The sequence below is a fragment of the Terrabacter sp. MAHUQ-38 genome, assembly GCF_014518425.1.
In the GTDB taxonomy this organism is placed as follows: domain Bacteria; phylum Actinomycetota; class Actinomycetes; order Actinomycetales; family Dermatophilaceae; genus Terrabacter.
Genome location: NZ_JACVCU010000004.1, coordinates 556,571 through 577,873 on the forward strand (window position 1 = coordinate 556,571; position 21,303 = coordinate 577,873).

At 71.9% G+C, this 21,303-nt stretch carries 16 protein-coding genes and 1 riboswitch; of the genes, 11 read left to right on the plus strand and 5 right to left on the minus strand.

Features of this window, described 5'->3' with window-relative positions; translation table 11 throughout:
• The first annotated feature begins 8 nt into the window (after nucleotides 1-8).
• Nucleotides 9-932: a PAC2 family protein gene (locus H9I49_RS17650; RefSeq protein ID WP_188031673.1), complete on the plus strand. Its 924-nt coding sequence runs from the start codon at nucleotides 9-11 to the stop codon at nucleotides 930-932.
• 12 nt (nucleotides 933-944) lie between these two features.
• On the opposite strand, the gene H9I49_RS17655 is transcribed toward H9I49_RS17650, so the two are convergent.
• Together H9I49_RS17655 and H9I49_RS17660 are read right to left on the minus strand one after the other, a co-directional pair.
• Nucleotides 945-2,648: a DNA polymerase gene (locus H9I49_RS17655; protein WP_188031674.1), complete on the minus strand. Its 1,704-nt coding sequence runs from the start codon at nucleotides 2,646-2,648 to the stop codon at nucleotides 945-947.
• A 70-nt stretch (nucleotides 2,649-2,718) separates the two neighbouring features.
• Complete coding sequence (locus H9I49_RS17660; RefSeq protein ID WP_188031675.1) at nucleotides 2,719-3,897, minus strand: MalY/PatB family protein; 1,179 nt, start codon at nucleotides 3,895-3,897, stop codon at nucleotides 2,719-2,721.
• A gap of 167 nt (nucleotides 3,898-4,064) precedes the next feature.
• Here H9I49_RS17660 and H9I49_RS17665 point away from each other — a divergent pair, with 167 nt between their 5' ends.
• The 6 genes from H9I49_RS17665 to H9I49_RS17690 all read left to right on the plus strand — a co-directional run bounded on the left by H9I49_RS17665 (nucleotide 4,065) and on the right by H9I49_RS17690 (nucleotide 11,255).
• Nucleotides 4,065-4,820 (plus strand): EcsC family protein, encoded by a 756-nt coding sequence (locus H9I49_RS17665; RefSeq protein ID WP_370587628.1) that lies wholly within the window; start codon nucleotides 4,065-4,067, stop codon nucleotides 4,818-4,820.
• A gap of 128 nt (nucleotides 4,821-4,948) precedes the next feature.
• Complete coding sequence (locus tag H9I49_RS17670; protein WP_188031677.1) at nucleotides 4,949-5,671, plus strand: YkvA family protein; 723 nt, start codon at nucleotides 4,949-4,951, stop codon at nucleotides 5,669-5,671.
• 113 nt (nucleotides 5,672-5,784) lie between these two features.
• Nucleotides 5,785-7,200, plus strand: a complete 1,416-nt coding sequence (locus H9I49_RS17675; RefSeq protein WP_188031678.1) for a DUF4192 domain-containing protein — start codon at nucleotides 5,785-5,787, stop codon at nucleotides 7,198-7,200.
• Between the two features lie 188 nt (nucleotides 7,201-7,388).
• A riboswitch (SAM riboswitch) is annotated at nucleotides 7,389-7,504 on the plus strand.
• A 15-nt stretch (nucleotides 7,505-7,519) separates the two neighbouring features.
• Nucleotides 7,520-8,770: a homoserine O-acetyltransferase gene (locus tag H9I49_RS17680; protein WP_188031679.1), complete on the plus strand. Its 1,251-nt coding sequence runs from the start codon at nucleotides 7,520-7,522 to the stop codon at nucleotides 8,768-8,770.
• Between the two features lie 93 nt (nucleotides 8,771-8,863).
• Nucleotides 8,864-9,262 carry a universal stress protein gene (locus H9I49_RS17685; protein WP_188031680.1) on the plus strand — a complete coding sequence of 133 codons (399 nt, stop codon included), beginning with the start codon at nucleotides 8,864-8,866 and terminating at the stop codon, nucleotides 9,260-9,262.
• Between the two features lie 361 nt (nucleotides 9,263-9,623).
• Nucleotides 9,624-11,255 carry an RNA polymerase sigma factor gene (locus H9I49_RS17690; protein ID WP_188031791.1) on the plus strand — a complete coding sequence of 544 codons (1,632 nt, stop codon included), beginning with the start codon at nucleotides 9,624-9,626 and terminating at the stop codon, nucleotides 11,253-11,255.
• Between the two features lie 113 nt (nucleotides 11,256-11,368).
• Here H9I49_RS17690 and H9I49_RS17695 read toward each other — a convergent pair whose 3' ends face one another.
• The 3 genes from H9I49_RS17695 to H9I49_RS17705 are packed head-to-tail and all read right to left on the minus strand — an operon-like array spanning nucleotide 11,369 to nucleotide 15,932.
• The gene (locus tag H9I49_RS17695) at nucleotides 11,369-13,681 is read right to left on the minus strand and encodes a DUF3488 and transglutaminase-like domain-containing protein (RefSeq protein WP_188031681.1); all 2,313 of its coding nucleotides are present in this window, start codon (nucleotides 13,679-13,681) and stop codon (nucleotides 11,369-11,371) included.
• On the minus strand, nucleotides 13,678-14,922 hold the full coding sequence (locus tag H9I49_RS17700; RefSeq protein WP_188031682.1) for a DUF58 domain-containing protein: 1,245 nt from the start codon (nucleotides 14,920-14,922) through the stop codon (nucleotides 13,678-13,680). Before H9I49_RS17700 ends, H9I49_RS17695 begins: the two co-directional genes overlap by 4 nt.
• Before the next feature lie 11 nt (nucleotides 14,923-14,933).
• Nucleotides 14,934-15,932 carry a MoxR family ATPase gene (locus H9I49_RS17705; RefSeq protein ID WP_188031683.1) on the minus strand — a complete coding sequence of 333 codons (999 nt, stop codon included), beginning with the start codon at nucleotides 15,930-15,932 and terminating at the stop codon, nucleotides 14,934-14,936.
• A 484-nt stretch (nucleotides 15,933-16,416) separates the two neighbouring features.
• On the opposite strand from H9I49_RS17705, the gene mraZ reads away from it, so the two are divergent.
• The 4 genes from mraZ (at nucleotide 16,417) to H9I49_RS17725 (ending at nucleotide 21,281) form a co-directional block, all read left to right on the plus strand.
• Entirely contained in the window at nucleotides 16,417-16,848 is a 432-nt protein-coding gene (mraZ, locus tag H9I49_RS17710) for a division/cell wall cluster transcriptional repressor MraZ (RefSeq protein ID WP_188031684.1), read from the plus strand.
• A 344-nt stretch (nucleotides 16,849-17,192) separates the two neighbouring features.
• A complete protein-coding gene (gene rsmH, locus H9I49_RS17715) occupies nucleotides 17,193-18,203 on the plus strand; it encodes a 16S rRNA (cytosine(1402)-N(4))-methyltransferase RsmH (RefSeq protein ID WP_188031685.1) in 1,011 nt (336 codons plus the stop codon).
• A complete protein-coding gene (locus H9I49_RS17720; protein ID WP_188031686.1) occupies nucleotides 18,200-18,898 on the plus strand; it encodes a hypothetical protein in 699 nt (232 codons plus the stop codon). Before rsmH ends, H9I49_RS17720 begins: the two co-directional genes overlap by 4 nt.
• 595 nt (nucleotides 18,899-19,493) lie before the next feature.
• Nucleotides 19,494-21,281 (plus strand): penicillin-binding protein 2, encoded by a 1,788-nt coding sequence (locus H9I49_RS17725; RefSeq protein WP_188031687.1) that lies wholly within the window; start codon nucleotides 19,494-19,496, stop codon nucleotides 21,279-21,281.
• Nucleotides 21,282-21,303 lie beyond the last annotated feature (22 nt).

Sequence of the window (21,303 nt, forward strand, 5' to 3'; positions counted from 1 at the left end):
CCAGACCCGTGCAGGACCCGACCGATCTCTTCCAGTTCGAGAGCGACACCTCACCGAGCATCCTCCAGGAGCTGCAGGCCTCGGTGCTCGTCGTCGCCCTCGGCGGATTCATCGACGCCGGCCACACGCAGCGACTCATGGCCGACCACCTCCTCGAGCACCACGAGTCCCGAGTCATCGCCTCCTTCGACGTCGACCAGCTGCTCGACTACCGCGGGCGCCGGCCCGTCATGGTGTTCGACCGCGACCACTGGGCCAGCTACGACGACCCGAGCCTGCTGCTGCACCGCGTCGTCGACAAGGAGGGGACCCCGTTCCTGCTGCTCGTCGGCCCCGAGCCCGACTACCAGTGGAACCGCATGGTCGAGGCGACGACCTCCCTCATCCGTGAGTTCGGAGTCGGCCTGACGGTGAGCGTCCATGGCATCCCCATGGCCGTCCCGCACACGCGTCCGCTCGGGGTCACCGCCCACGGCACCAACCCGAGCCTCGTCCCCGGCAACGACCCGGCGTTCGGCACGGTCCAGGTGCCGGCGAGCTTCTCGTCGCTGCTCGAGTTCCGGCTCGGCGAGGCGGGCCTCGACGCGATCGGCTTCGCCGTCCACGTGCCGCACTACCTCGGGCAGACCGAGTTCGCCGACGCTGCGGTGCTCGGCCTCGAGCGCGTGCGCGCCGCGACCGGCCTCGACCTCGACCTGCGCGAGCTGGCCGCGACCGCAGGGCTCAACCGCGCCGAGATCACGCGCCAGATGGAGGAGTCCGACGAGATCACCGCCGTCGTGCGGGCCCTCGAGCAGCAGTACGACACGTTCCTGGAGGGACGCAAGCAGCGCAGCCTGCTCGCGACCGACCTCTCCGAGCTGCCCACGGCCGACGAGATCGGCGCGGAGTTCGAGGCCTTCCTCAAGGACGTCACCGAGGACGACCAGTAACCGTCGAGGGCGTCAGTCCTTCGCCTCGCTCCACCGGCGCACGACGGACGTGTCGGCGACGAACCGCACCTCGTCGGTGCCCGCCCACGCGCGGGCGGCGCTCGTGAGCGTCTGCTCCACGGCGGCCGCGGCCGCCTCGGCCTGTCGCTCGGGGACTTGGACGAGCAGCTCGTCGTGCAGGCAGAGCACGATCTGGCCCCCCAGCGGGCGCACCGCGTGGCGCACCGTCGCCGCCCAGGCCTTGAAGAGCTCGGCCGCCGAGCCCTGGATGATCGCATTGCGGGCATAGCGACCACGCGCGCCGTCCGCCCCGCTCGTCGAGGGCTCGCCGGGGCCTGGAGCGGCTGTGCGGGGAGCCGTCGTGTCGAGAGAGGCTGTGTCCGGGCCGGGCGGGGTGCCGACCGGCACGCCGCCGAAGCGGATCAACCGGCCTCCCCACGTGCGGACCGGACGGCGCGCGACCCCGTCGGCGTAGGCCCGGTCGAGCAGGCCCATCGCGACCGGGTACGCGCGCTCGAGGTCCTTGAGCGCCTCACCGGCGGCACCGGAGCGCTGGCCGTACATCGCGGCGAGCACGGCGACCTTCGCCTTGGGGCGGTCGGCCCCCAGCTTGGCGGCGACGGGCGCGTAGAGGTCGTCGGCGCGGGTCGCCTCGGCGAAGGCACGGTCGGCGCTCACGACGGCGAGCACCCGGGGCTCGATCTGCCCGAGGTCGGCGCGCACGAAGACATGACCGGGGGCCGCGCAGACCGCGGGTCGCAGGGGAGCGGGGAGGTTGTGCAAGCCGTTCTGCGCCGTCATACGCCCGGCGGCCCCGTCACAGGCCGTCCAGCCTCCCCGGAGCCGATCGTCGGGACCGACGTGGTCGTCGAGCCACCGGTAGCCGTACGTCGTCGCGATGCGCTCGTCCTTGCGCCACCGCAGGAGCGCGTCGACGAGAGGGTGGGTGTGCCGGTAGGGCTCCAGCACCCACGCGCGGGTGTTCGGCACGTCGACGCCGACCGACAGGAGCAGCTCGCGCACCTGTCCGGGGTTGCGCAGGTCGGTGCGCTCACGTCCGGGGGCGTGTCGCAGCACGACCGCGTCGCGCTCGGCACGGATCGAGGCGGCGTGCGCGTCGTCCTGCGGCCGTGGGCCGGCGGACGAGGCGATGAGGTCCTCGGCGGCCGGACGGTCGACGGGCAGGCCGTCACGCTCGAGCTCGAGGCAGAGCACCGCGGCCGCGGACTCCGACCACACCGTGCGCTCCAGCCGGGCAGCGTGCGACCCGCCGATGCGCTCGAGCGCCTCTCGCTGTGCCGCCCGGCACTCGAGGGCCAGGTCGGCGAGCTGACGCAGCCGGCTCTCGTCGGAGGCCCACGACAGGGCGTCCGCGCGCAGGTGGCCGTCACCCGTCAGCAGCGCGGTGTCCTCACCCGCGGCGACGTCGAAGAGGTCACCGTCGAAGCCGGTCAACCGTGGCGACCGCGGTGCTGGCACGCTCGCCTCGTCGAGACCGCGACAGCCAGCGAGGACGTGCCCCGGGCTCGCCCACCAGCCGCCGTGGACGAGTCGGTGAGCCTCCGCAAGGTCCCACGTGCGGGTGACGTCGACCCCGGCGGCGACGACACCGCGCAGGGACGAGGCCGCAGACCAGACGACCCACCGGGGGGCCAGGCGGCGCGTCGCCTCGACGAATCGACCCGGCACCTCCGGCAGGGCCCATGGCTCGTCCATTCCCGGACCGAGGGCGTATCCGCCACGCGGCCCGACAACCAGCGCCACGAGCGGAGGGCGGGACGCGTTGTCAGCCAAGGGAGCTCGCGATGCGGCCGACGGCCTCGCGCAGGACGTCGGGCGACGTGCCGTAGTTGAGCCGGGCGTGGTCCTGCCCGACCGCGCCGAAGATGGTGCCGGGGGAGAGAGCCACGCGCGCGCGGCGCAACAGCTCACCCGTCGGGTCGTCGCCGAGGCCGAGTCCCTCGAGGTCGAGCCACGCGAGGAAGGTCGCCTCGGGGAGGACGAGCCGCACCCCGGGGAGGTGCTCCGCGACGAGGTCGGCGAGGAGGCGCCGGTTGGTGTCGAGCTCGACGACGAGGCGGCGCACCCAGTCGCGGCCGTCGCGGTAGGCGGCGGTCTGGGCGATGACGCCCAGGTGGCTGGCGCCGAACGTCACGAAGGGGTGGAGGCGCCGGAGGTCGTCGACGGCCTCCGGCCCCGGCACGATGATCGCCGCCTTGAGACCGGCGAGGTTCCACGCCTTGCTCGCCGACGTGACCACGACGCCCCGCCCGGAGCCCGTAACCGTGAGGTAGGGCGTGAAGGTGCTCGTCGGCATGACGAGCGGAGCGTGGATCTCGTCGGAGACGACCCTGACGCCGTGCTCGTCGGCGAGCGCGGCCAGGGCCTCGAGCTCGGCGGGCGTGTGGACCGTGCCCGTGGGGTTGTGCGGGTTGGACAGCAGGTACACCGCCCGATCGCCGCGGGCGGTGACGCTGGCGAAAACCTTTGCCAGACGGTCGAGGTCGAGCCTGAGGCTCGAATCCAGAGGAGCCTCGACGGCGCGGCGACCGCATGCCTCTATGACATCGAAGAACGCGTTGTAGACCGGCGGGCTCACGACGACGGGGCCGCCGCTGTCGGTGAGGAGCCGGAGCACGTGGGTGACGCCCGTCAGCACGTCGGTGACGCGGGTCGTCGTCGCCGGGTCGACCGTCCAGCCCCACTCGTCCTCGGCGAGCGACGCGAACTGCGCGGCGTAGGCCTCGGTCATGGCGTAGCCGGTGTCGCCACGAGCCACCGCGGCGCTCACGGCGTCGACGACGGCGGGGCAGGGCGCGCAGTCCATCTCCGCGATCCACATGGGGATGACGTCGGGCCCGTAGCGACGCCACTTGACGGACGTGCGGTCGCGGTGGAGCTGCTCGAGCGGCACGCTCAGGATCGATCCGCCGCCGTCACTGCCCCGTCCGTCGTTCTCGCCCATGGGAGCGACCCTACGAGAGGTCACCGACTGGGCCGTTCCCGACCCGCGGCCACATCGGGAGGGCGCGAGGATGCCACAGGCCACCCATCCGGCATACGGTGGCGTTCTGCGGGTGCGGCGCCGCACACAGGGGCTCGCACGAGGACTTGAGACGAGGGGTGGCGCCGGTGGGCATCTTCGGGTGGGGCAGGGACGAGACCGTCGAGGCATCGGACGCCGCAGCCGGCGCGGTCCGTCGGGCCAAGGACGCGGGCGCCCTCCAACGCGCCGCCGCCCCTTCAGGAGGCGGCCTGTCAGGGGCGGCCACCCGCCTCATCGAGCGCCTCCTCGACGTCGGCATCGACGGCAAGGGCCCCTTCGACTCCGCGCACGACGTGGCCGCCACCGCCCTCAAGCACGCACGCGGCGACCGCGAGCAGGCGCTGCGGATCATCGTGCGCGACCACCGCCAGCTCGGGGCGGTCGGTGGTTTCGCGACGGGCCTCGGCGGGTTCTTCACCATGCCGATCTCCTTGCCCGCCAACGTCCTCGAGTTCTACCTGCTCGCCACACGGATGACGGCGGCCACGGCGAAGGTGCGCGGTTACGACATCAACCAGCCCGAGATCCGCTCGGCCGTGCTGCTCACGCTCGTCGGCGCCGACAGCGACGACCTGCTCAAGAAGGCCGGCCTGCAGGCCGCCGGCGGCAAGCTGTCGTCGCTCGCGTTCAACCGGCTCCCAGCGCCCGCGCTCATGGTGCTGAACAAGGCCGTCGGCTTCCGGCTGCTCGGCCGCATCGGCCAGGGCACCTTCGCGAAGCTCGGCCGAGCGGTGCCGGTCGTCGGGGGCCTCGTGGGCGCCGGCGTCGACGTCTACATGCTGAACCGCATCGGCAAGCAGGCCGCCAAGGAGTTCCCGCCCGTCGAGACCTTCGGTCCCTGACCACCGGGTGCGCGCCGCGCGAACGCGACGACTGGGTACGCCACGTCCGTGAGGAGCACGCAGATCACCGTTTCGCAACGCCGTCCGCCGCGGGGAATCGGCCCCGGCGCCCGCTCGTTGGGCCCGGCATGAAGTCCGCGTCCCGCATCAAGATGGCTGCCACCATCGCCTCCGTCATCCGCGCCTCGACGCGCCCCGGCGCGCCGAGCCTCTCCGAGCGCGTGCACGCCGTGCCGCGGCTCGTGCGCTCGACGATCGACGGGACGTACGCCGGCACGACGATGAAGCGGTTGGCGCTCGTCGCGGGGGCGGTCGTCTACGTCGCCTCACCCGTCGACCTGCTGCCGGAGGCACTCCTGCCGGTACTCGGTGCCGCCGACGATGCCGTCGTCATCTCGTGGGCGATCAAGGCGTTCTTCGAGGAGACCGACCGCTTCGTCGGGTGGGAGATCGGACAGGGCATCCACCGGGCCGCCGCGGGCGCGGGACGCACGGCGGGCCGGGGTCGTGCGGCACGCACGTCGTCAGCCGCCTCCCGGGCGACGGTGCGCGGTTCGACCGTGGTCTCGGGGCCCGGCGCGGACCCTGGCGGCGGCCATGCCGGTGCAGACGTCGACGGACTGCGGCGCGACCGTGACGTGACGGGCGCCGCGGCGGCCGGTCGTCCGGCCACGCGCGTCAGCCGGGTCACGGGCGGTGCTTCCCGCGCCGGCGCGCGAGGCGGTGCCGTGAGCGGTGGGGCGGCATGGTCCGGGCCCGAGCGCGCCGAGCGCATCCGGCTCCCCGAGGGGATGCGGCAGGCAGCGACCGACTACGTCCTGGAGACGGTGCGCAAGCGTCTCGAGCGCTGACTCCGTCGCCCATTCCGCCGCGTCGGTCCACACCTCCTTCGGCGCCGACGCCGTGGTCCACAGGCCGCACATCACCCTGTCGCAGGCTCGTGGCCGGGGCGAGGCTCGGACCCATGCCGAAGATCTCACTGTCCGGGCCAGCGGAGCTGCTGACCATCATCCCCTTCCACCTCGGCTTCCAGCCGGTGCGGAGCGTCGTCGTGGTGTGCTTCCACGGCAAGCGGCTCGGGCTCGTCGCCCGGCTGGACATCGTCGACGTGGACCTCGCGGCGGAGGCCGTCGCACAGACGCTCCCCACCCTGGTCACCGGGTCGCCCTCGTCGGTGGCTGTCGTGGGCTTCGAGGACGAGGTCGGCGAGGCGCTTCCTCTCCTCGACGCGCTCGCGGCGGGGTTCGAGGCGGCGCGCGTTATCGTGCGCGAGCAGCTCGTCGTCCGTGACGGCCGGTGGTATGCCGTCGGGTGCGACTGCTGCCCCGAGGAGGGCCGGCTGCTGCCGGAGCAGGCTGACGTGCCTGCCGTCGCGAGCTACGTGGCGCTGGGCCGCGCGGTGCTGCCTGACCGTGAGGGGCTGGGGGCTCTCGTCGAGCCGCTGTCGCCCACCGAGCCGCGCCACGACCTGACCCTGGCCGCGATCGAGGACTGGCAGTGCCGGTACGCCGCTGCCGGGGGTGTCGTCTGCGATCCACGTCAGGACGCCGGCACGGGGTCGGGCGTGACGTCGGACGCGTGGCCGGCTGCGGGGGCTGGGGCCGGGGGACCGGAGGACCGGTCCCTGGCGTTGCTCGACGGCGGCGACCCCTCTGCGCGGCAGTTCCTCGTCAACGACACACTCGTCGCCTGGGGCGGCGTGCTGCATGGCGACATCGTCGGGTTCGGGATGGAGCACTGGCTGCCCTCGATCGTGGGACCGTTGCGTGACCTGCAGGTCCGCGACGCGATCGTCGGATGGCTCTGCCCCGGGTCGGTGCCGCTCGACTCGTTCCCGGTGGAGCTCGTCGCGATGCTCGAGATCTTCCTGGGGCCTGACCTGCGGGTGCCTGTGGCCGGCACGCGGCCCCTGACTGGCTTGCCGACCGTGCCCTCGTCAGGGCCGGACGCCGACCTCGCCCGGGTGCTACGGCTCGTGAGTGGCGACGACGCCAGGGATGACGCCTCGGACGAGTCCTGTGACGACGCGTGGGACGACGCGTGGGACGACGCGTGGGACGACAAGGAGACCGAGTACGCCGACGACGACTCCCGCGCCCCCGATGAGGACGGCGGCGACGGTCTTGACTGGGGCGACTGGGACGAGGCAGCAGTCCCGCGCCTGCTGCTGGCCCGTCTCGAAGAGGTCTGCCGCCTCACGCCCGCGGCCCACGCGGCCCCGCTGCTGTCGGTGGTTGCCTCGCTCGCGTGGTGGGTCGGCGACGGAGCCCGCGCCGGGATAGCCGCCGAACGGGCGCTCGCACTCGAGCCCGACCACCGCCTGAGCCAGCTGGTCCGCGATTCGCTCGACCACGGCATACGCCCCCGTCGGTGCGCGTGACCCCACGCGAGGGTGCTCTCACGCGGCCCCGCGGTGAAGCGGCGTCTCCGGGCGGATGACGCCGCGAGGGCGGGGGCGTCCGGCGCGCCGGCGTCGGCGACTCACGTGCTGGTGTCGTCGGGTCGCCGGCGTCCATGTCGTGGACCGCCCAGCGGTGCCGCGTCAGCGCCTCGCGTATGGTTGGGGCAGGTCATGAGTACCAGTGGCAAGCCCCGGCTCGCTGGTCGGCAACCCTCCTTCGCGGTGGGGTGCCCCGGGTGAAGACCAGGCCGCGCCCCGTCCCGGGTGTGAGCAAGCGCGAGCACCGAGGAGTACGCCGATGACAGTCACCCACCGGACGCACAGCACGCGGCGCCCCGCGCGCCTGGCTACGGCGGGCACCCAGGTCGGCGACGGCGGCACGGCCGCGGCACCTGCCGGCCACGACACCGTCCGACCGGACGGCGCCTGGCGCGAGGGTGACCCTGTCGGCGACCGGCAGTTCGTCGACGTCGGCGACCTGGAGCTCGAGCGCGGGGGAGTGCTGCCCGACGTCCGCATCGCCTATGAGACGTGGGGTCGGCTCAACGAGTCCGGCGACAACGTCATCCTCGTCGAGCACGCCCTGACCGGCGACAGCCACGTCGTGGGTGAGGCCGGCGACGGGCACGCGTCGCCCGGCTGGTGGAACGCTCTCATCGGCCCGGACAGCCCCGTCGACCCTGAGCGGTGGTTCGTCATCGCCTCCAACGTCCTCGGCGGCTGTCAGGGCAGCACCGGTCCCTCGAGCGTCGCCCCTGACGGCCAGCCGTGGGGCAGCCGCTTCCCGTACGTGACGGTCCGTGACCAGGTCGCCGCTGAGCGAGCTCTGCTCGACCGGTTGGGCATCGACCGCCTCGCCGCCGTGGTCGGCGGGTCGATGGGCGGGATGCGCGCCATCGAGTGGGGGGTCTCCTATCCCGGCGCCGTCGACCGGTGCATCGTCCTCGCCTCGACCGCCTACGCCACCGCCGACCAGATCGCGTGGTGTCAGCCGCAGCTGCTCGCCATCCGCCACGACCCCGACTACGTGGGCGGGGACTACTACGCCACCGGCCGGCGTCCCGTGACCGGTCTGGGGCTGGCGCGGCGCATCGCGCACGTGACCTACCGCACCGAGACCGAGCTCGCCGACCGCTTCGGCCGCGCCGCCCAGCTCGGCGAGGACCCGCTGCGTGCGGGCGACCGCGGGCGCTTCGCCGTCGAGTCCTACCTGGACCACCACGCCGGCAAGCTCGCCCGGCGCTTCGACGCCAACTCCTACGTCGTACTGACCGAGGCGATGAACTCCCACGACGTCGGTCGCGACCGTGGTGGGCTGGAAGCGGCGCTCGCCCGCGTGACGGCGGACTGCACCGTCGTCTCCGTCGACACCGACCGGCTCTACCCGCCCCGTCTGGCCGACGAGCTGCACGCGGCCCTTCCGCGTTCCACGCGCGAGCACATCACCTCGGTGTTCGGCCACGACGGCTTCCTCATCGAGGAGGACCAGGTCGGCCGCATCATCCGCGACGCACTGGCGCGCGACGCACTGGGCCGCGACGCCCGCTGAGGGCGGCAGCGGTTCGGCGGCGACGCGCCGGGCGGGCTGATATCGGGTACGGTGCGAGCACTGCTTGTTTCCGTCCCAAGGAGGTCCGGGAAAGTGGCCATCGTCGTTGGTTATGTCGCCACCAAGGAAGGGCGCGCGGCGCTCAAGAGAGCCGCCGATGAGTGCGTCCTGAGAGGCACGAAGCTCGTCGTCATCAGCTCCCACCGCGGTGGCAAGGACTTCGACGCCAACGAGGCCAGCCAGTTCGAGACCGAGCTCGAGCGTGTGCAGTCGATGCTCGAGGACAAGGGCCTGGAGCACGAGGTGCGCCAGCTCGTCCGTGGCAACGACCCGGCCGAGGACCTCATCTCGGTCGCCGAGGAGGAGAAGGCCGACTTCATCGTCATCGGTCTGCGCCGCCGCAGCCCGGTCGGCAAGCTCATCCTCGGTTCCAACGCCCAGCGGATCCTGCTCGACGCGAGCTGCCCCGTCCTCGCCGTCAAGGGCGACTGACTCCTCCCGAGACGGCCCGCCGGGAGCACCACGACAGCGCGACGGCCGTGGGCCGCAGGCCTCAGGCGGCCCTCACGGCGCGCGCGTTGGGCGTGCGTTCGCCCGGAGGCCGCACGCCGCTTTATAATGTCCGAGTACCGGATCGCACGAGGCGCACCGAGAGATCGAACCAGGGATCGACTCCAACTGGCCAAGCTCCTCCGGCACCAACCCCCATTCTCGTTCGTTGTGATGATGCATGCCCGGAATCGGCGCGCCCATCTGACGAGACTCGCGACGAAAGGCGACTGCATCCGTGCCCAAGGCAACAAGCGCTGGAGCTCCGAAGACCCTGCCGAAAGTGTTCCAGCACGAGGCGATCATGCAACTCCTGGTCAAGGGCAGCACCAGCGGCACCATCACCGGCACGGAGATCGCGCGCGCCCAGGCCGAGGCTGACCTCGACCTCAAGCAGATGAAGCCGGTCCTCACGACCCTCGAGGCCCACGACATCGAGATCGTCGTCGACGCGCCGCACTCCAGCACGACGAAGAAGACCCGTTCAGGGACCAAGGGAGGCACCGTGGCCACCGCACGCAGCACGACTGCCGCCGCGACGAAGTCCGCAGCGCGGACGACGACAGCGACGACGAAGACCGCCGCCAAGAAGACGACCGCCGACGACGAGACGGCTTCGGCCGCCAAGCCCGCCGCCAAGAGCGCGACGAAGGCCGCCGCGGCCAAGGCGCCGACAAAAGCGGCGACCAACGCGGGGGTCGCCAAGGCCGCCGCCAAGCCTGCCGCCAAGACGGCCAAGAAGGCCGCGACCAAGAAGGCCGCCGTGAAGGGCGCGGCCAAGTCCGCCGACACGGGCGACGCAGCCGGTGACGAGAACGATGAGCTCGACGAGGCGGAGCCCGACGACGCCCCGGAGGCCGAGCTCGTTGAGGTGGAGGTCGACGTCGACGCGCCCGACGACGCAGCCGAGTCCGACGACGACGCCGCTCCCGCCGTCGCGAAGGCCGACGAGACCGAGGAGTCGGGCTTCGTCATCCGTGACGACGACGAGGACGACGCACCGGCGCAGCAGGTCGTCACCGCCGGCGCCACGGCCGACCCGGTCAAGGACTACCTCAAGCAGATCGGCAAGGTCGCCCTCCTCAACGCCGAGCAGGAGGTCGAGCTCGCCAAGCGCATCGAGGCCGGCCTGTTCGCCGAGGAGAAGCTCAACTCCGGCGACAAGATCGAGATGAAGCTCAAGCGCGAGCTGTGGTGGATCGCCCAGGACGGCAAGAAGGCCAAGAACCACCTGCTCGAGGCCAACCTGCGACTGGTCGTCTCACTCGCGAAGCGCTACACCGGTCGCGGCATGCTCTTCCTCGACCTCATCCAGGAGGGCAACCTCGGGCTCATCCGTGCGGTCGAGAAGTTCGACTACACCAAGGGCTACAAGTTCTCGACGTACGCGACGTGGTGGATCCGCCAGGCCATCACCCGCGCCATGGCCGACCAGGCACGCACGATCCGCATCCCGGTCCACATGGTCGAGGTCATCAACAAGCTCGCCCGCGTGCAGCGCCAGATGCTCCAGGACCTCGGGCGCGAGCCCACCCCGGAGGAGCTGGCCAAGGAGCTGGACATGACGCCCGAGAAGGTCGTCGAGGTCCAGAAGTACGGCCGTGAGCCGATCTCGCTGCACACGCCGCTCGGCGAGGACGGTGACAGCGAGTTCGGAGACCTCATCGAGGACTCCGAGGCCGTCGTCCCGGCCGACGCGGTGAGCTTCACCCTCCTGCAGGAGCAGCTGCACTCGGTTCTCGACACGCTCTCCGAGCGCGAGGCCGGCGTCGTGTCGATGAGGTTCGGCCTGACCGACGGCCAGCCGAAGACGCTCGACGAGATCGGCAAGGTCTACGGCGTGACGCGCGAGCGTATCCGCCAGATCGAGAGCAAGACGATGAGCAAGCTGCGCCACCCGAGCCGCAGCCAGGTTCTGCGCGACTACCTCGACTGAGATCGCGACAGGCGCACGAGAAGGAGCCCACGACACGTCGTCGTGGGCTCCTTCTGCGTCTGCGCTCCGCAGCCGGTCGGACCCCGTCGGACCCCGTCGGCCGGCGGCGCCGGTCAGCGGCGGCGGGGGAACAGCCGGTCGGGCACCGCGCGCCAGAACGACACGCCGGCCTCGGGCCAGAAGAAGGATCGGACACGCGTCTGCCAGGCCCGGGTGCGCCCGATCTGCCGGCGGATCGATCGGATGTCGTGGTGGAGGCGGAAGGCCTCCTGCGGCGTCGTGCGTTCGGGTCGGTCGTAACGCGACTTCTCCAGGGTCGCGGTCACCCGACGCATCGTGGTCGCGTCGTCCCCGTCGAGGTGCCCGTCGGTGACGTAGCGCTCGCGCAGCTGGCGCAGGGTCACGCCCTTCGGGGCGGTGAGGCCCAGGTCGCCGAGGTGCGAGGTCAGGTCGATCCACTCGGCCTCGATGAGCTCCTGCTGGGTCACGGCCGCGCGCCGTCGGCGCAGGCGGAGCAACCACGCCGTGATCGGCATGACGAATGCCGCGAGCAGCCCGAGGAGGACCGCGACGAACGTCACGACGTTGCGCAGCGTGAAGGCGGAGCCGATGGCGTCGATCAGGGTCTGCTGCTGCTGGACCGGCGCGGCGGTCGACGAGGTCGAGGTCGTGGCGGAGGCGGTGGAGCCCCTACCCGACGTCGTCGACTCGACGTCGCGGCCACCCCGGGTGGACCCGGAGTCCGCGCCGAGCACGGCATACGGCGGAGGCGTACCGGAGCGGGCACCCGGCGTCGGCTCGAAGCGGAGCCAGCCGTACCCCTGGAAGTACAGCTCGGGCCACGCGTGGGCGTCGCTGTTGCGCACAACGTACTGGTTGCCCTCCGACGGCTGCCCCGGGAGGTAGCCGATGGCCATGCGGGCGGGGATGCCCTGGGCGCGCGCCATCATGATCATCGCCGTGGCGAACTGCACGCAGTAGCCGCGCCGGGTCTGGTAGAAGTTCTGGATGGGCTCGAGCAGGCGCCCCTCGGTGTCGCGCAACGGTTCGCCGAGGTCGAGCGAGTACGTGTAGATGCTCGTGTCGCGCAGGTGGTTCTGGATCGCGATCGCCCTGTCCAGCGGGTTGTCGGCGTCCTTGACGACCTCGGCGGCCCAGCGTTCGATGAGGTCGCGCGAGCGGTCCGGGATGGCGAGGTCGTCGTCGGTGATGTCAGGGGAGTCGGGCGTGCCGGACTCTCGCAGCTGCGGGGGCGGCGGGGCGAGGTCCGCGTACGTCACGCGGTAGCTGCTCACGGGGCTGTCGACGCGCACGTCCCGGGTGACGGGGTCGATGACCCACTGCGTGCCCTCCATGGCGACCGCGATGACGGGATACGGGGCAGCGATGCGCGGTGCGGCGAGGGTGTTGTTGGAGACCGTGATGTCGTAGTCGCGGCGCTGGGACGGCGGGGGAGGCGGTGCGGGGTTGTCGGGGCGGTTGCCGCTGGTCCCCACGGTGGACCACTGGCCGCGCGAGTAGTAGGAGGTCGCGAGCACCCGCAGCGGCGCACGCGTGAACGCGGTCGTCGTGTAGGTGAGCACGGGGGACGGGTCCTGGTTGTTGAGGCTGCGCGACAGGTCGAGCGTGTCGTTGAAGCCGACCGAGCCCTCGCCGCCCCCGCCGCTCGCTCGGCCGAGCCCCTCGGTGAGGTAGCGAGGCGGGAAGTGCGGGACGATCGCCGGCACGAGGACCGCGAAGACGACGCCCAGCGCGCCGAGCTTGAGCGCCCCGGCAGTGAACGAGCGCAGGGCAGCCCGGTCGTGCGCCGCCTCGTCGATCTCGCTCTCGTCGGCTGCGTTCGCCGTGCTCCAGCGACCGAACTGCGCCCGCGCGGTCGTGTGCAGCATGACGAGCCACAGAAGCACGGGCACGACGAAGTAGCGCAGCGCCAGCGCCGACTGGCCGTTGGCCGCGGTGATGAGGTATGCCGTGAGGAGTGGCAGACCCGCAGCGGCCGGACTGCGCCAGGTGGCGGCCATGGCATCCACCGCGATCGCGACGAGTGCGATCGCCACGACGAGGCAGAACGTGACGCCGCTGTTGAGGGGTGCCGGAGCCGAGTAGCGCTGGACCGTCTCGAGGGCTTGAAGGCCGAGCGAGTTGGCCTCCTCGAGCGTGGTCGGCGTGGGCAGCAGGTAGCTGAACGTGTCGCCGAGGTGACGAAAGAGGACGACATAGCTGGTGACGAGCACCTGGACCCCGACGACGAGGGTCCGCGAACGCGTGAGTCCCCGTGCCACGAGGCCGAGGGCGGCGACGAGCGCGATGGTGAACATCGCGTCGCCAAGCCACGTCGTCTGCACGAACAGGCTCGTGATGGGGTAGACGGCACTCAGCGTCGCGAGGGCGGCGAGGAGGGTGATCCTCCAGCGGCGGCGGGTCATCGGCTGCCTCCCACGGTGGCGGCGGTGAGGACGGCCCAGGCGTTGGCGACGTCCTCGTCACGTCGGACCGCGACGGCGCGCCACCCGGCCAGGCGCAACGTGTCGACGTGCGGCTCGACCTCCTCGGCGTCGGTGGGGCCGAAGCTGCGTGCGTCGAGGACGAGTGCCAGCCCGGTCGTGCCCGGCTGGCGCAGGCTCGCGACGCGCGAGGTGACATCGCGGCCGTGGGGGCCGGCGATCGCGACGAGGAACCCGCCGGCAGCGGCGAGAGCCTGTGCGGCGCGGAGGATCTCGTCCTCGCCGGTGTCGTCTCGCATGGCCGCGACGGCGAGCACGTCGAGGATCTCGTCGACGGTCATCGTGTCGGCCGCCCGCGCCGTCTCGACGGTCTCGGCGCACACGAGGTGGACGGCATACCCCGACTCGCACAGGTGGACGGCCACGGACGCAGCGGCGGTCACGGCCCACTCGAAGGAGCTCGTGGCGCCGGCCCCGCCGTGCGCGGACGGTCTCGGGTCGATCATGACGACGGCGCGCCGCTGCGCGGGCCGGTCCTCCTGGCGGACCATGAGGTCGCCGGTGCGCGCGGTGGCCGGCCAGTGGATGCGGCGCAGGTCGTCGCCGTCGCGGTACTCACGGATCGTCACGTCGTCCTCGCCGTGCAGGGCGATGAGGTGCGCCTGCTCGCCCTCGGACCCGACGCCCGCGCTCGGCTGGCGGTTGGACGAGAGGGGGTGGACGGCGGGCAGCACGACGAGGTCGGCCGTGCCCTCGAGGACCGCGTTGCGGTTGGCGAGGCCGAACGGGTCCTGGACCTGCACCCCGAGCGGGCCGAGGTGGTGGCGCCCGCGCAGGTGCGAGCGCACCGCGTAGTCGATGGCGCGCACGCGCCCCGGCGGGATACGGCCGACGACGAATCGCGGTCGGTCGCCGAGGACGTAGTCGAGGCGCTCCTCGGCGAGGAAGATCGGCGTCGTGCTGGTCGAGACGTTCTCGAAGGACAGCGTCACGTGAGCGTCCTGCCCGACGCTGATCCGCTCCGGGTGCGTGTGCCGCTCGATGCGCATGCGCGTCTTGCGGGTGCGCACGAGGACGCTGGAGATGACCGGAAGCGCGACGAGCAGGACCCCGAAGCGGGTGAGGTCCCGGAAGCCGAAGATGATCCCGGCGAGGGCGAGCGTGATCCCCGAGCCCATGAAGGCCCGGCCCCTCGTCGTCAGGACGCTGCGCAGTGCGCGCACGGCCCCTCCGTTCAGCGGGCTGCCGGTGGCACCGGAACCTGGCGCAGCAGGTCGATGACCACTTCGGCGGTGGTGCGGCGGGCGAGCTGGGTCTCGCTCGAGGGCATGAGGCGGTGGGCAAGGACCGAGCCGGCCAGCACCTGGACGTCGTCGGGGATGACGTGGTCGCGGCCCTCGAGCGCGGCGAACGCCCGGGAGGCCCGGAGCAGGTGCAGCGCGGCACGCGGCGACGCGCCGAGGCGCAGCGCCGTCGTGGAGCGGGTGCGGGTCACGAGGTCGACGATGTACTGACGGACGGCCGGGCTCGCGTGGACCCGGGTCACGGCCTGCACGACGCGGTTGATCGTCTCGGCGTCGGTCACCGGGTTGAGGTCATCGAGGGGCGAGCGTGCGCCGTGCGACTCGAGCAGCTCGAGCTCGGCACTGGGCGCGGGGTAGCCCATCGAGATCCGCGCCATGAAGCGGTCGCGCTGGGCCTCGGGGAGGGGGTAGGTGCCCTCCATCTCGATGGGGTTCTGCGTCGCCATGACGATGAACGGCGCCTGCAGGGTGTACGTCGTGCCGTCGACCGTGACCTGGCGCTCCTCCATGGACTCGAGGAGGGCGGACTGCGTCTTGGGCGAGGCACGGTTGATCTCGTCTCCGACGACGACGTTGGCGAAGATCGCACCGGGTCGGAACTCGAACCGTCGAGCGTCCTGGTTGAAGATGCTGACGCCCGTCACGTCGCTGGGCAGCAGGTCGGGCGTGAACTGGATGCGCCGGACGGTCGCGTCGATCGACCGGGCGAGCGCCTTGGCCAGCATCGTCTTGCCGACACCCGGCACGTCCTCGATGAGCAGGTGGCCTCCCGCGAAGAGCACGGTCACGGTCGTGCGGACGACATCCGGCTTGCCCTCGATGACACTGGTCATCGCCCCCATGAGCCGGTCCGCCACCCCGTGGATGAGGTCGAGGTCGGCCAGCCCGGGTGCTGCCGTGGTCTCGAGCCCGGTCTCCGTCGTCGTCACACTGTCCTCCGCTGGTCGTCCCCATGTCGTGGCGCAGCCCTGCTCGTGGCGGGTGCGCGACCCGTCAGCTGATCTTCTCCCATGGACGCCGGGTGCCGATAGGCCTGCTCCGGTCGTGACCGGATGGAGACCTGGCGCCGCGGAGCCGTGGTGCTGCCTTCCACTTTCCTCCACCGCGAACGCCCGGGGGAGCCGTTCGGTTCGTTTCCGCGGCTGACCAGCTCGGCGCTGAGCACGAACCGATGGCGCTGACGGGGCCGCGGGGTAGGCGTTGGCCCACGCGGCCGGGGTCCTGTCGGGACCGTGACGGTGCTGGGCCGCGCGCACGCTCCACTTCGCTCCACCCCACCTGACCTGCGGAAACACGCGACTCGCCGGGTCAATTCCGGCGAAAGTTCGTTGACGGTGGAGCAAAGTGGAGTACGGTGGGGCAACAAGGTAGGAAAAGGGACGCCCAGGGTCGACAAAGGGGAGGTGGCGGACCATGTTTCTCGGGACGCACACGCCCCGGCTCGACGAGAAGGGCCGGCTCTTCCTGCCGGCGAAGTACCGCGAGCGCATGGCCGGCGGCCTCGTCGTCACGCGTGGCCAAGAGCGCAGCCTGTTCATCTACCCGATGGACGAGTTCGTCAAGGTGGCCGACCAGATGCGTCAGGCGCCGACGACGAGCAAGGCCGCCCGCGACTACATGCGCGTCTTCCTCTCCGGCGCGTCTGACGAGATCCCCGACAAGCAGGGCCGGTTCACCATCCCCGCCAACCTGCGCCAGTACGCCGGCCTCGACCGCGAGGTCACGGTCATCGGCGCCGGCTCGCGCCTCGAGGTGTGGGACAGCGCGGTCTGGAACGCCTACCTGGAGCAGACCGAGCAGAGCTTCGCCGACACGGCGGAGGAGGTGATCCCCGGACTCTTCTGAGCCCCGGACCCGCCAGCAAAGCCCCAGTACCTGAGACGCCACCCGCCCGCCACCGTCGCAGCCGATCGAAACAGCACCTGAGTGCCGGCCTCCAGCCGCTCCGCTCCCGGGACGACTTCCCCCGTCCCGGGCGAGGCAGCGGATGGGGACCAGCCCCCAGGTGACCACCTCCACCAGTCTCGACTGCACGTCACCACCGACCGGCCTCCTCCACCCGGTCGGCCCGAGCGGCTACACCTCCACGTTCACCCCGCACAGCAGAGCCCTATCTCCCCACCAGTCACATCAGCACCAGCAGTCACATGAAGCACATGTGCACCAAGCGCGAGCGTGAAGGACGCACCATGACCGACCGAGGACCGGCGCAGGGACGACACGTCCCCGTCATGCGCGACCGGATCCTCGACCTGCTCGCGCCGGCCCTCGAGCGGCCAGGCGCGGTGCACGTCGACGGGACCCTCGGCATGGGGGGCCACGCCGAGGGGGTCCTCGAACGCTTCCCCGACTGCATCGTCGTCGGCATCGACCGTGACCGGGAGGCGCTCGCGCTGTCCGAGGAGCGACTGGCCCGGTTCGGCGACCGGTTCCGGCCGGTGCACGCCGTCTACGACGAGATCGCCGACGTCGTCGCCGGCCTCGACGTGCCCGCCGTGAACGGAATCCTCTTCGACCTCGGCGTCAGCTCGCTCCAGCTCGACGAGACGGACCGCGGATTCGCCTACCGCGTCGACGCGCCGCTCGACATGCGCATGGACCAGTCGACGGGGCAGACCGCCGCCGACGTCCTCAACACGTACTCCGCCGAGGACCTGACCCGGATCCTGCGCGACTACGGCGAGGAGCGCTTCGCCCGCAAGATCGCCGCGGCGGTCGTGCGGGAACGCGCCACCGAGCCCTTCACGACCTCAGGTCGTCTCGTCGAGCTGCTCCGCCGGGTCATCCCGATGGCCTCACAACGTCAGAGCGGGCACCCGGCCAAGCGGACCTTCCAGGCCCTGCGCATCGAGGTCAACGACGAGCTCGCCGTGTGGAGCCGGGCCATCGACGAGGCGATCGACGTCCTCGCCGTCGGCGGGCGCATCGCCGTCCTGTCCTACCACTCGCTCGAGGACCGTGCCACGAAGCGCGCCTTCGCCGCAGGCGCGACCTCGAGCACCCCGCCGGGTCTGCCAGTCGAGCTCCCTGAGCACGCGGCATACCTCTCCCTCGTCACGCGAGGCGCCGAGGCGCCCAGCGACGACGAGGTCACCACGAACCCACGGGCCGCCTCGGCCCGACTTCGCGTCGCAGAGCGCGTGCGCGACACCTCCACGCACACCTCAGCCAGCAGGACCAGGAAGGGACCGACCCGATGAGCCAGATGACCGCCACGGCCCGGCCGCTGCGCGCACCGCGACGGGGCCCCGCCCCCACGCCGCTGCGTGTCATCCCGGCGCGGATCACGCACACCGGCAACGGCGCCTTCGCGACGATCTGCATCGCGCTGCTCATCGCCGGCCTCATCGCCCTGCTGCTGCTCAACACCGCCCTCGCGCAGGGTTCGCTCGCGCTCGGCGACCTGCAGCGCGAGTCGGCCCACCTCAGCGACACGGCGAGCAACCTCCAGGAGGAGATCGACCGCGCGTCGGCGACCGGCGCCCTGGCCCGCAGCGCGTCCGAGATCGGCATGGTCCGGATGAACACGCGGGGCTACATCGACCTCGCAAAGGGGACGGTCTCCGGCGACCCGGAGCCGGCGACGAAGAACAACGCGTTCCCCATCGTCACGAGCCCGACGCCGCCCGCCGTCACCGCCAAGGTCAAGAAGGTCCTCGCCTCGGCGACCAAGGCGAGCAAGGCCGCCGGGGCGGACGCCAACGCCGGGGCGCAGGCGGCCGACAAGGCGGCGAAGGCCAAGCCCGAGCAGGCCGCCACGCCGACGCTGCCGGGTGCCGCCGCCGGGACGGTTCCGACGCCCACACTTGGCACGACGCCCGGCGCGTCGACGGAGCAGCCGACCGGCCAGCCGACCGGAACGGCTCCGAGCGGGCCGACCGGGCAGGCGGAGTAGACGAGCAGACCACCGGCAGACGACGAGCAGACGACGAGGTGCACCCGTGACGCAGACCCGAGGCACCGACCCCGGACGGGCCGGTCGCGGCGCTGCGCCCGCACGCTCCACACAGGCCCGCTCCACACAGGCCCGCTCGGCACCGGGCGGCCAGGCGCGCGCGGCGCAGCAGGGACAGCCCCGACAGGCCCGCCAGGGGGCGGCCAAGCCCGGCACCGGCACGCGAGCCGGGTCGTCGGGACGCGCCGCGGCTGCCGGCGGTTCGGCAGCCGGTCGTGGCGCGGGACCGGCGCGCACGGGCGCAGGGCGTCCCAACGCGGCGCGCAGCACCGGCCGTGGCGCTCCCGGGAGCAACGGTCGGGGCCCTGCCGAGCGCTCCCGGCGGTCGGCCGAGACCTCCGCGCGCACGTCCCAGCGACAGTCGCCACGCCAGACCACACGCCAGTCTCCACGCCAGTCTCCGCCGGGCCGCGGACGTGGGCCCGCGCCGAAGCGGGCCGCCGCACCCCGGCGCAGCGGTGGCCCGCGGGGACCCCGTGGGCCGCGCCGGCCGCTCAAGATCTCCCGGGCCAACCCGCGCCGCCGCGCGCGGGTCATGTTCGTCGCGCTCCTGTTCGTCTTCACGATCTTCGCGGGCCAGCTGCTGCGCATCCAGGCGTTCGACGCCTCGGCGACGCAGGAGGCGGCGCAGTTCAAGCGCTCGGTCAAGACGACCACGCCGGCCATGCGTGGTCAGATCCTCGACACCACGGGGCAGGTGCTCGCGGACTCGGTCGATCGGTTCACCATCGCCGCCGACCCGACGATCATCCCGGAGTACACCGTGAAGGCCGACGGTGTGCGCGAGAAGGTCGGGGTCAGCCGCGCCGCCGCCGACCTCGCCCCCCTTCTCGACATGACGCCGTCGGCACTGACGAAGCTCTTCACCAGGTCGGGGACGCGCTACGTCGTCGTGAAGAAGGAGGTCAACCCCGCCGTCTACCGCGAGATCCGGGGTCTCGGCATCCCCGGCATCACGGGTGAGCGCACCGCGCAGCGCATCTACCCCACGTCCATGGCCCTGGGCCAGCTCGTCGGTTTCGTGCGCCCCGACGACCAGAGCGGCGCCGGCGGCATCGAGCAGATGCTCGACAAGACCCTCGCCGGCACACCCGGCGTCACCGTGGCCGAGCGAGCCCGCGACGGCTACATCATCCCGGGGTCGCAGCGGGTCGACACGCCCGTCGTCAACGGCCGCGACGTCCGGCTCACCATCGACGCCGACCTCCAGTGGTACGCGCAGAACGCCCTTGCCAAGCAGGTCACCGCCGTCGGCGCCGAGTCCGGAACGGCCGTCGTCCTCGAGGTCGCGACGGGCAAGGTGCGGGCGGCCGCGAGCTACCCCAGCTTCGACCCCAACGACCTCGCCGACGCGAAGAAGGCCAACCTCGGCAACTTCGCGTTCAACGACGCGTTCGAACCGGGTTCGACCGGCAAGCTCATGACGATGGCGGCCGCACTGGAGAAGGGCGTCATCACGCCTGACACCGGCGTCATCGTCCCCCCACGCCTCCCCCGCTCCGGCACGTCGTTCAAGGACCACGAGCCGCACGGCGTCGAGAACATGACGGCGACGGGCGTGCTCGCGAAGTCCTCCAACATGGGCACGATCCTCATCGGCGAGCGGGTGTCGCCGGCCGACATGGAGGCGTTCTACCGCAAGTTCGGGGTTGGCACCAAGACGCCGGTGGGCTTCCCGGGTGAGTCCGCGGGCCTGCTCGCCGGCGCCAAGGACTGGGTCTCGACGCGCCGTTACACCGTGCTCTTCGGCCAGGGGTACGCCGTCACCGCCATCCAGCAGGCGAGCGTCTTCCAGACGGTGGCGAACAAGGGTGTCCGCGTGCCGCCCTCGCTCGTCGAGGGCACGGTCAACGAGAGCGGCACCTTCATCCCGTCTCCCGCGACGAAGCCCTCGCGGGTCGTCAGCCAGGACACGGCCGTCAAGCTCTCGCGGATGATGGAGGAGGTCACCGGCGAGAACGGCACGGCCAGCGCGGCCCGGATCAAGGGCTACCGGGTCGCAGGCAAGACCGGCACCGCCGACCGCTACGACGAGAAGCTCGGCCGCTACAACGGCTTCACCGCCTCGTTCATCGGCTTCGCCCCCGCCGAGGCGCCGAAGTACGTCGTCGCCGTCTTCATCCAGAAGCCGAGCGCCGGCATGTTCGGTGGCGCCCTCGCCGGTCCGGTCTTCAACCAGGTGATGTCCTACCTGCTCGAGCGCTCCGGCGCCGCCCCGAGCCCGAAGTCGACGCTCGACTACCACGTCTGGGCCGACAAGCCCCTGTCGTCCGACGACCCGGAGGTCATCAGCAATGCGCGGGCGAAGCGGGATGGCCTGTAAGTTGGGATGACGTGTCACCTTC

Excerpts from the sequence above, each read along its gene's own strand:
- H9I49_RS17655 (WP_188031674.1), bottom strand. The coding sequence starts at position 2,648 with ATGGACGAGCCATGGGCCCTGCCGGAGGTGCCGGGTCGATTCGTCGAG.
- H9I49_RS17660 (WP_188031675.1), bottom strand. The coding sequence starts at position 3,897 with ATGGGCGAGAACGACGGACGGGGCAGTGACGGCGGCGGATCGATCCTG.
- H9I49_RS17670 (WP_188031677.1), top strand. The coding sequence starts at position 4,949 with ATGAAGTCCGCGTCCCGCATCAAGATGGCTGCCACCATCGCCTCCGTC.
- H9I49_RS17675 (WP_188031678.1), top strand. The coding sequence starts at position 5,785 with ATGCCGAAGATCTCACTGTCCGGGCCAGCGGAGCTGCTGACCATCATC.
- H9I49_RS17680 (WP_188031679.1), top strand. The coding sequence starts at position 7,520 with ATGACAGTCACCCACCGGACGCACAGCACGCGGCGCCCCGCGCGCCTG.
- H9I49_RS17690 (WP_188031791.1), top strand. The coding sequence starts at position 9,624 with ATGCAACTCCTGGTCAAGGGCAGCACCAGCGGCACCATCACCGGCACG.
- H9I49_RS17695 (WP_188031681.1), bottom strand. The coding sequence starts at position 13,681 with ATGACCCGCCGCCGCTGGAGGATCACCCTCCTCGCCGCCCTCGCGACG.
- mraZ (WP_188031684.1), top strand. The coding sequence starts at position 16,417 with ATGTTTCTCGGGACGCACACGCCCCGGCTCGACGAGAAGGGCCGGCTC.
- rsmH (WP_188031685.1), top strand. The coding sequence starts at position 17,193 with ATGACCGACCGAGGACCGGCGCAGGGACGACACGTCCCCGTCATGCGC.
- H9I49_RS17720 (WP_188031686.1), top strand. The coding sequence starts at position 18,200 with ATGAGCCAGATGACCGCCACGGCCCGGCCGCTGCGCGCACCGCGACGG.
- H9I49_RS17725 (WP_188031687.1), top strand. The coding sequence starts at position 19,494 with ATGTTCGTCGCGCTCCTGTTCGTCTTCACGATCTTCGCGGGCCAGCTG.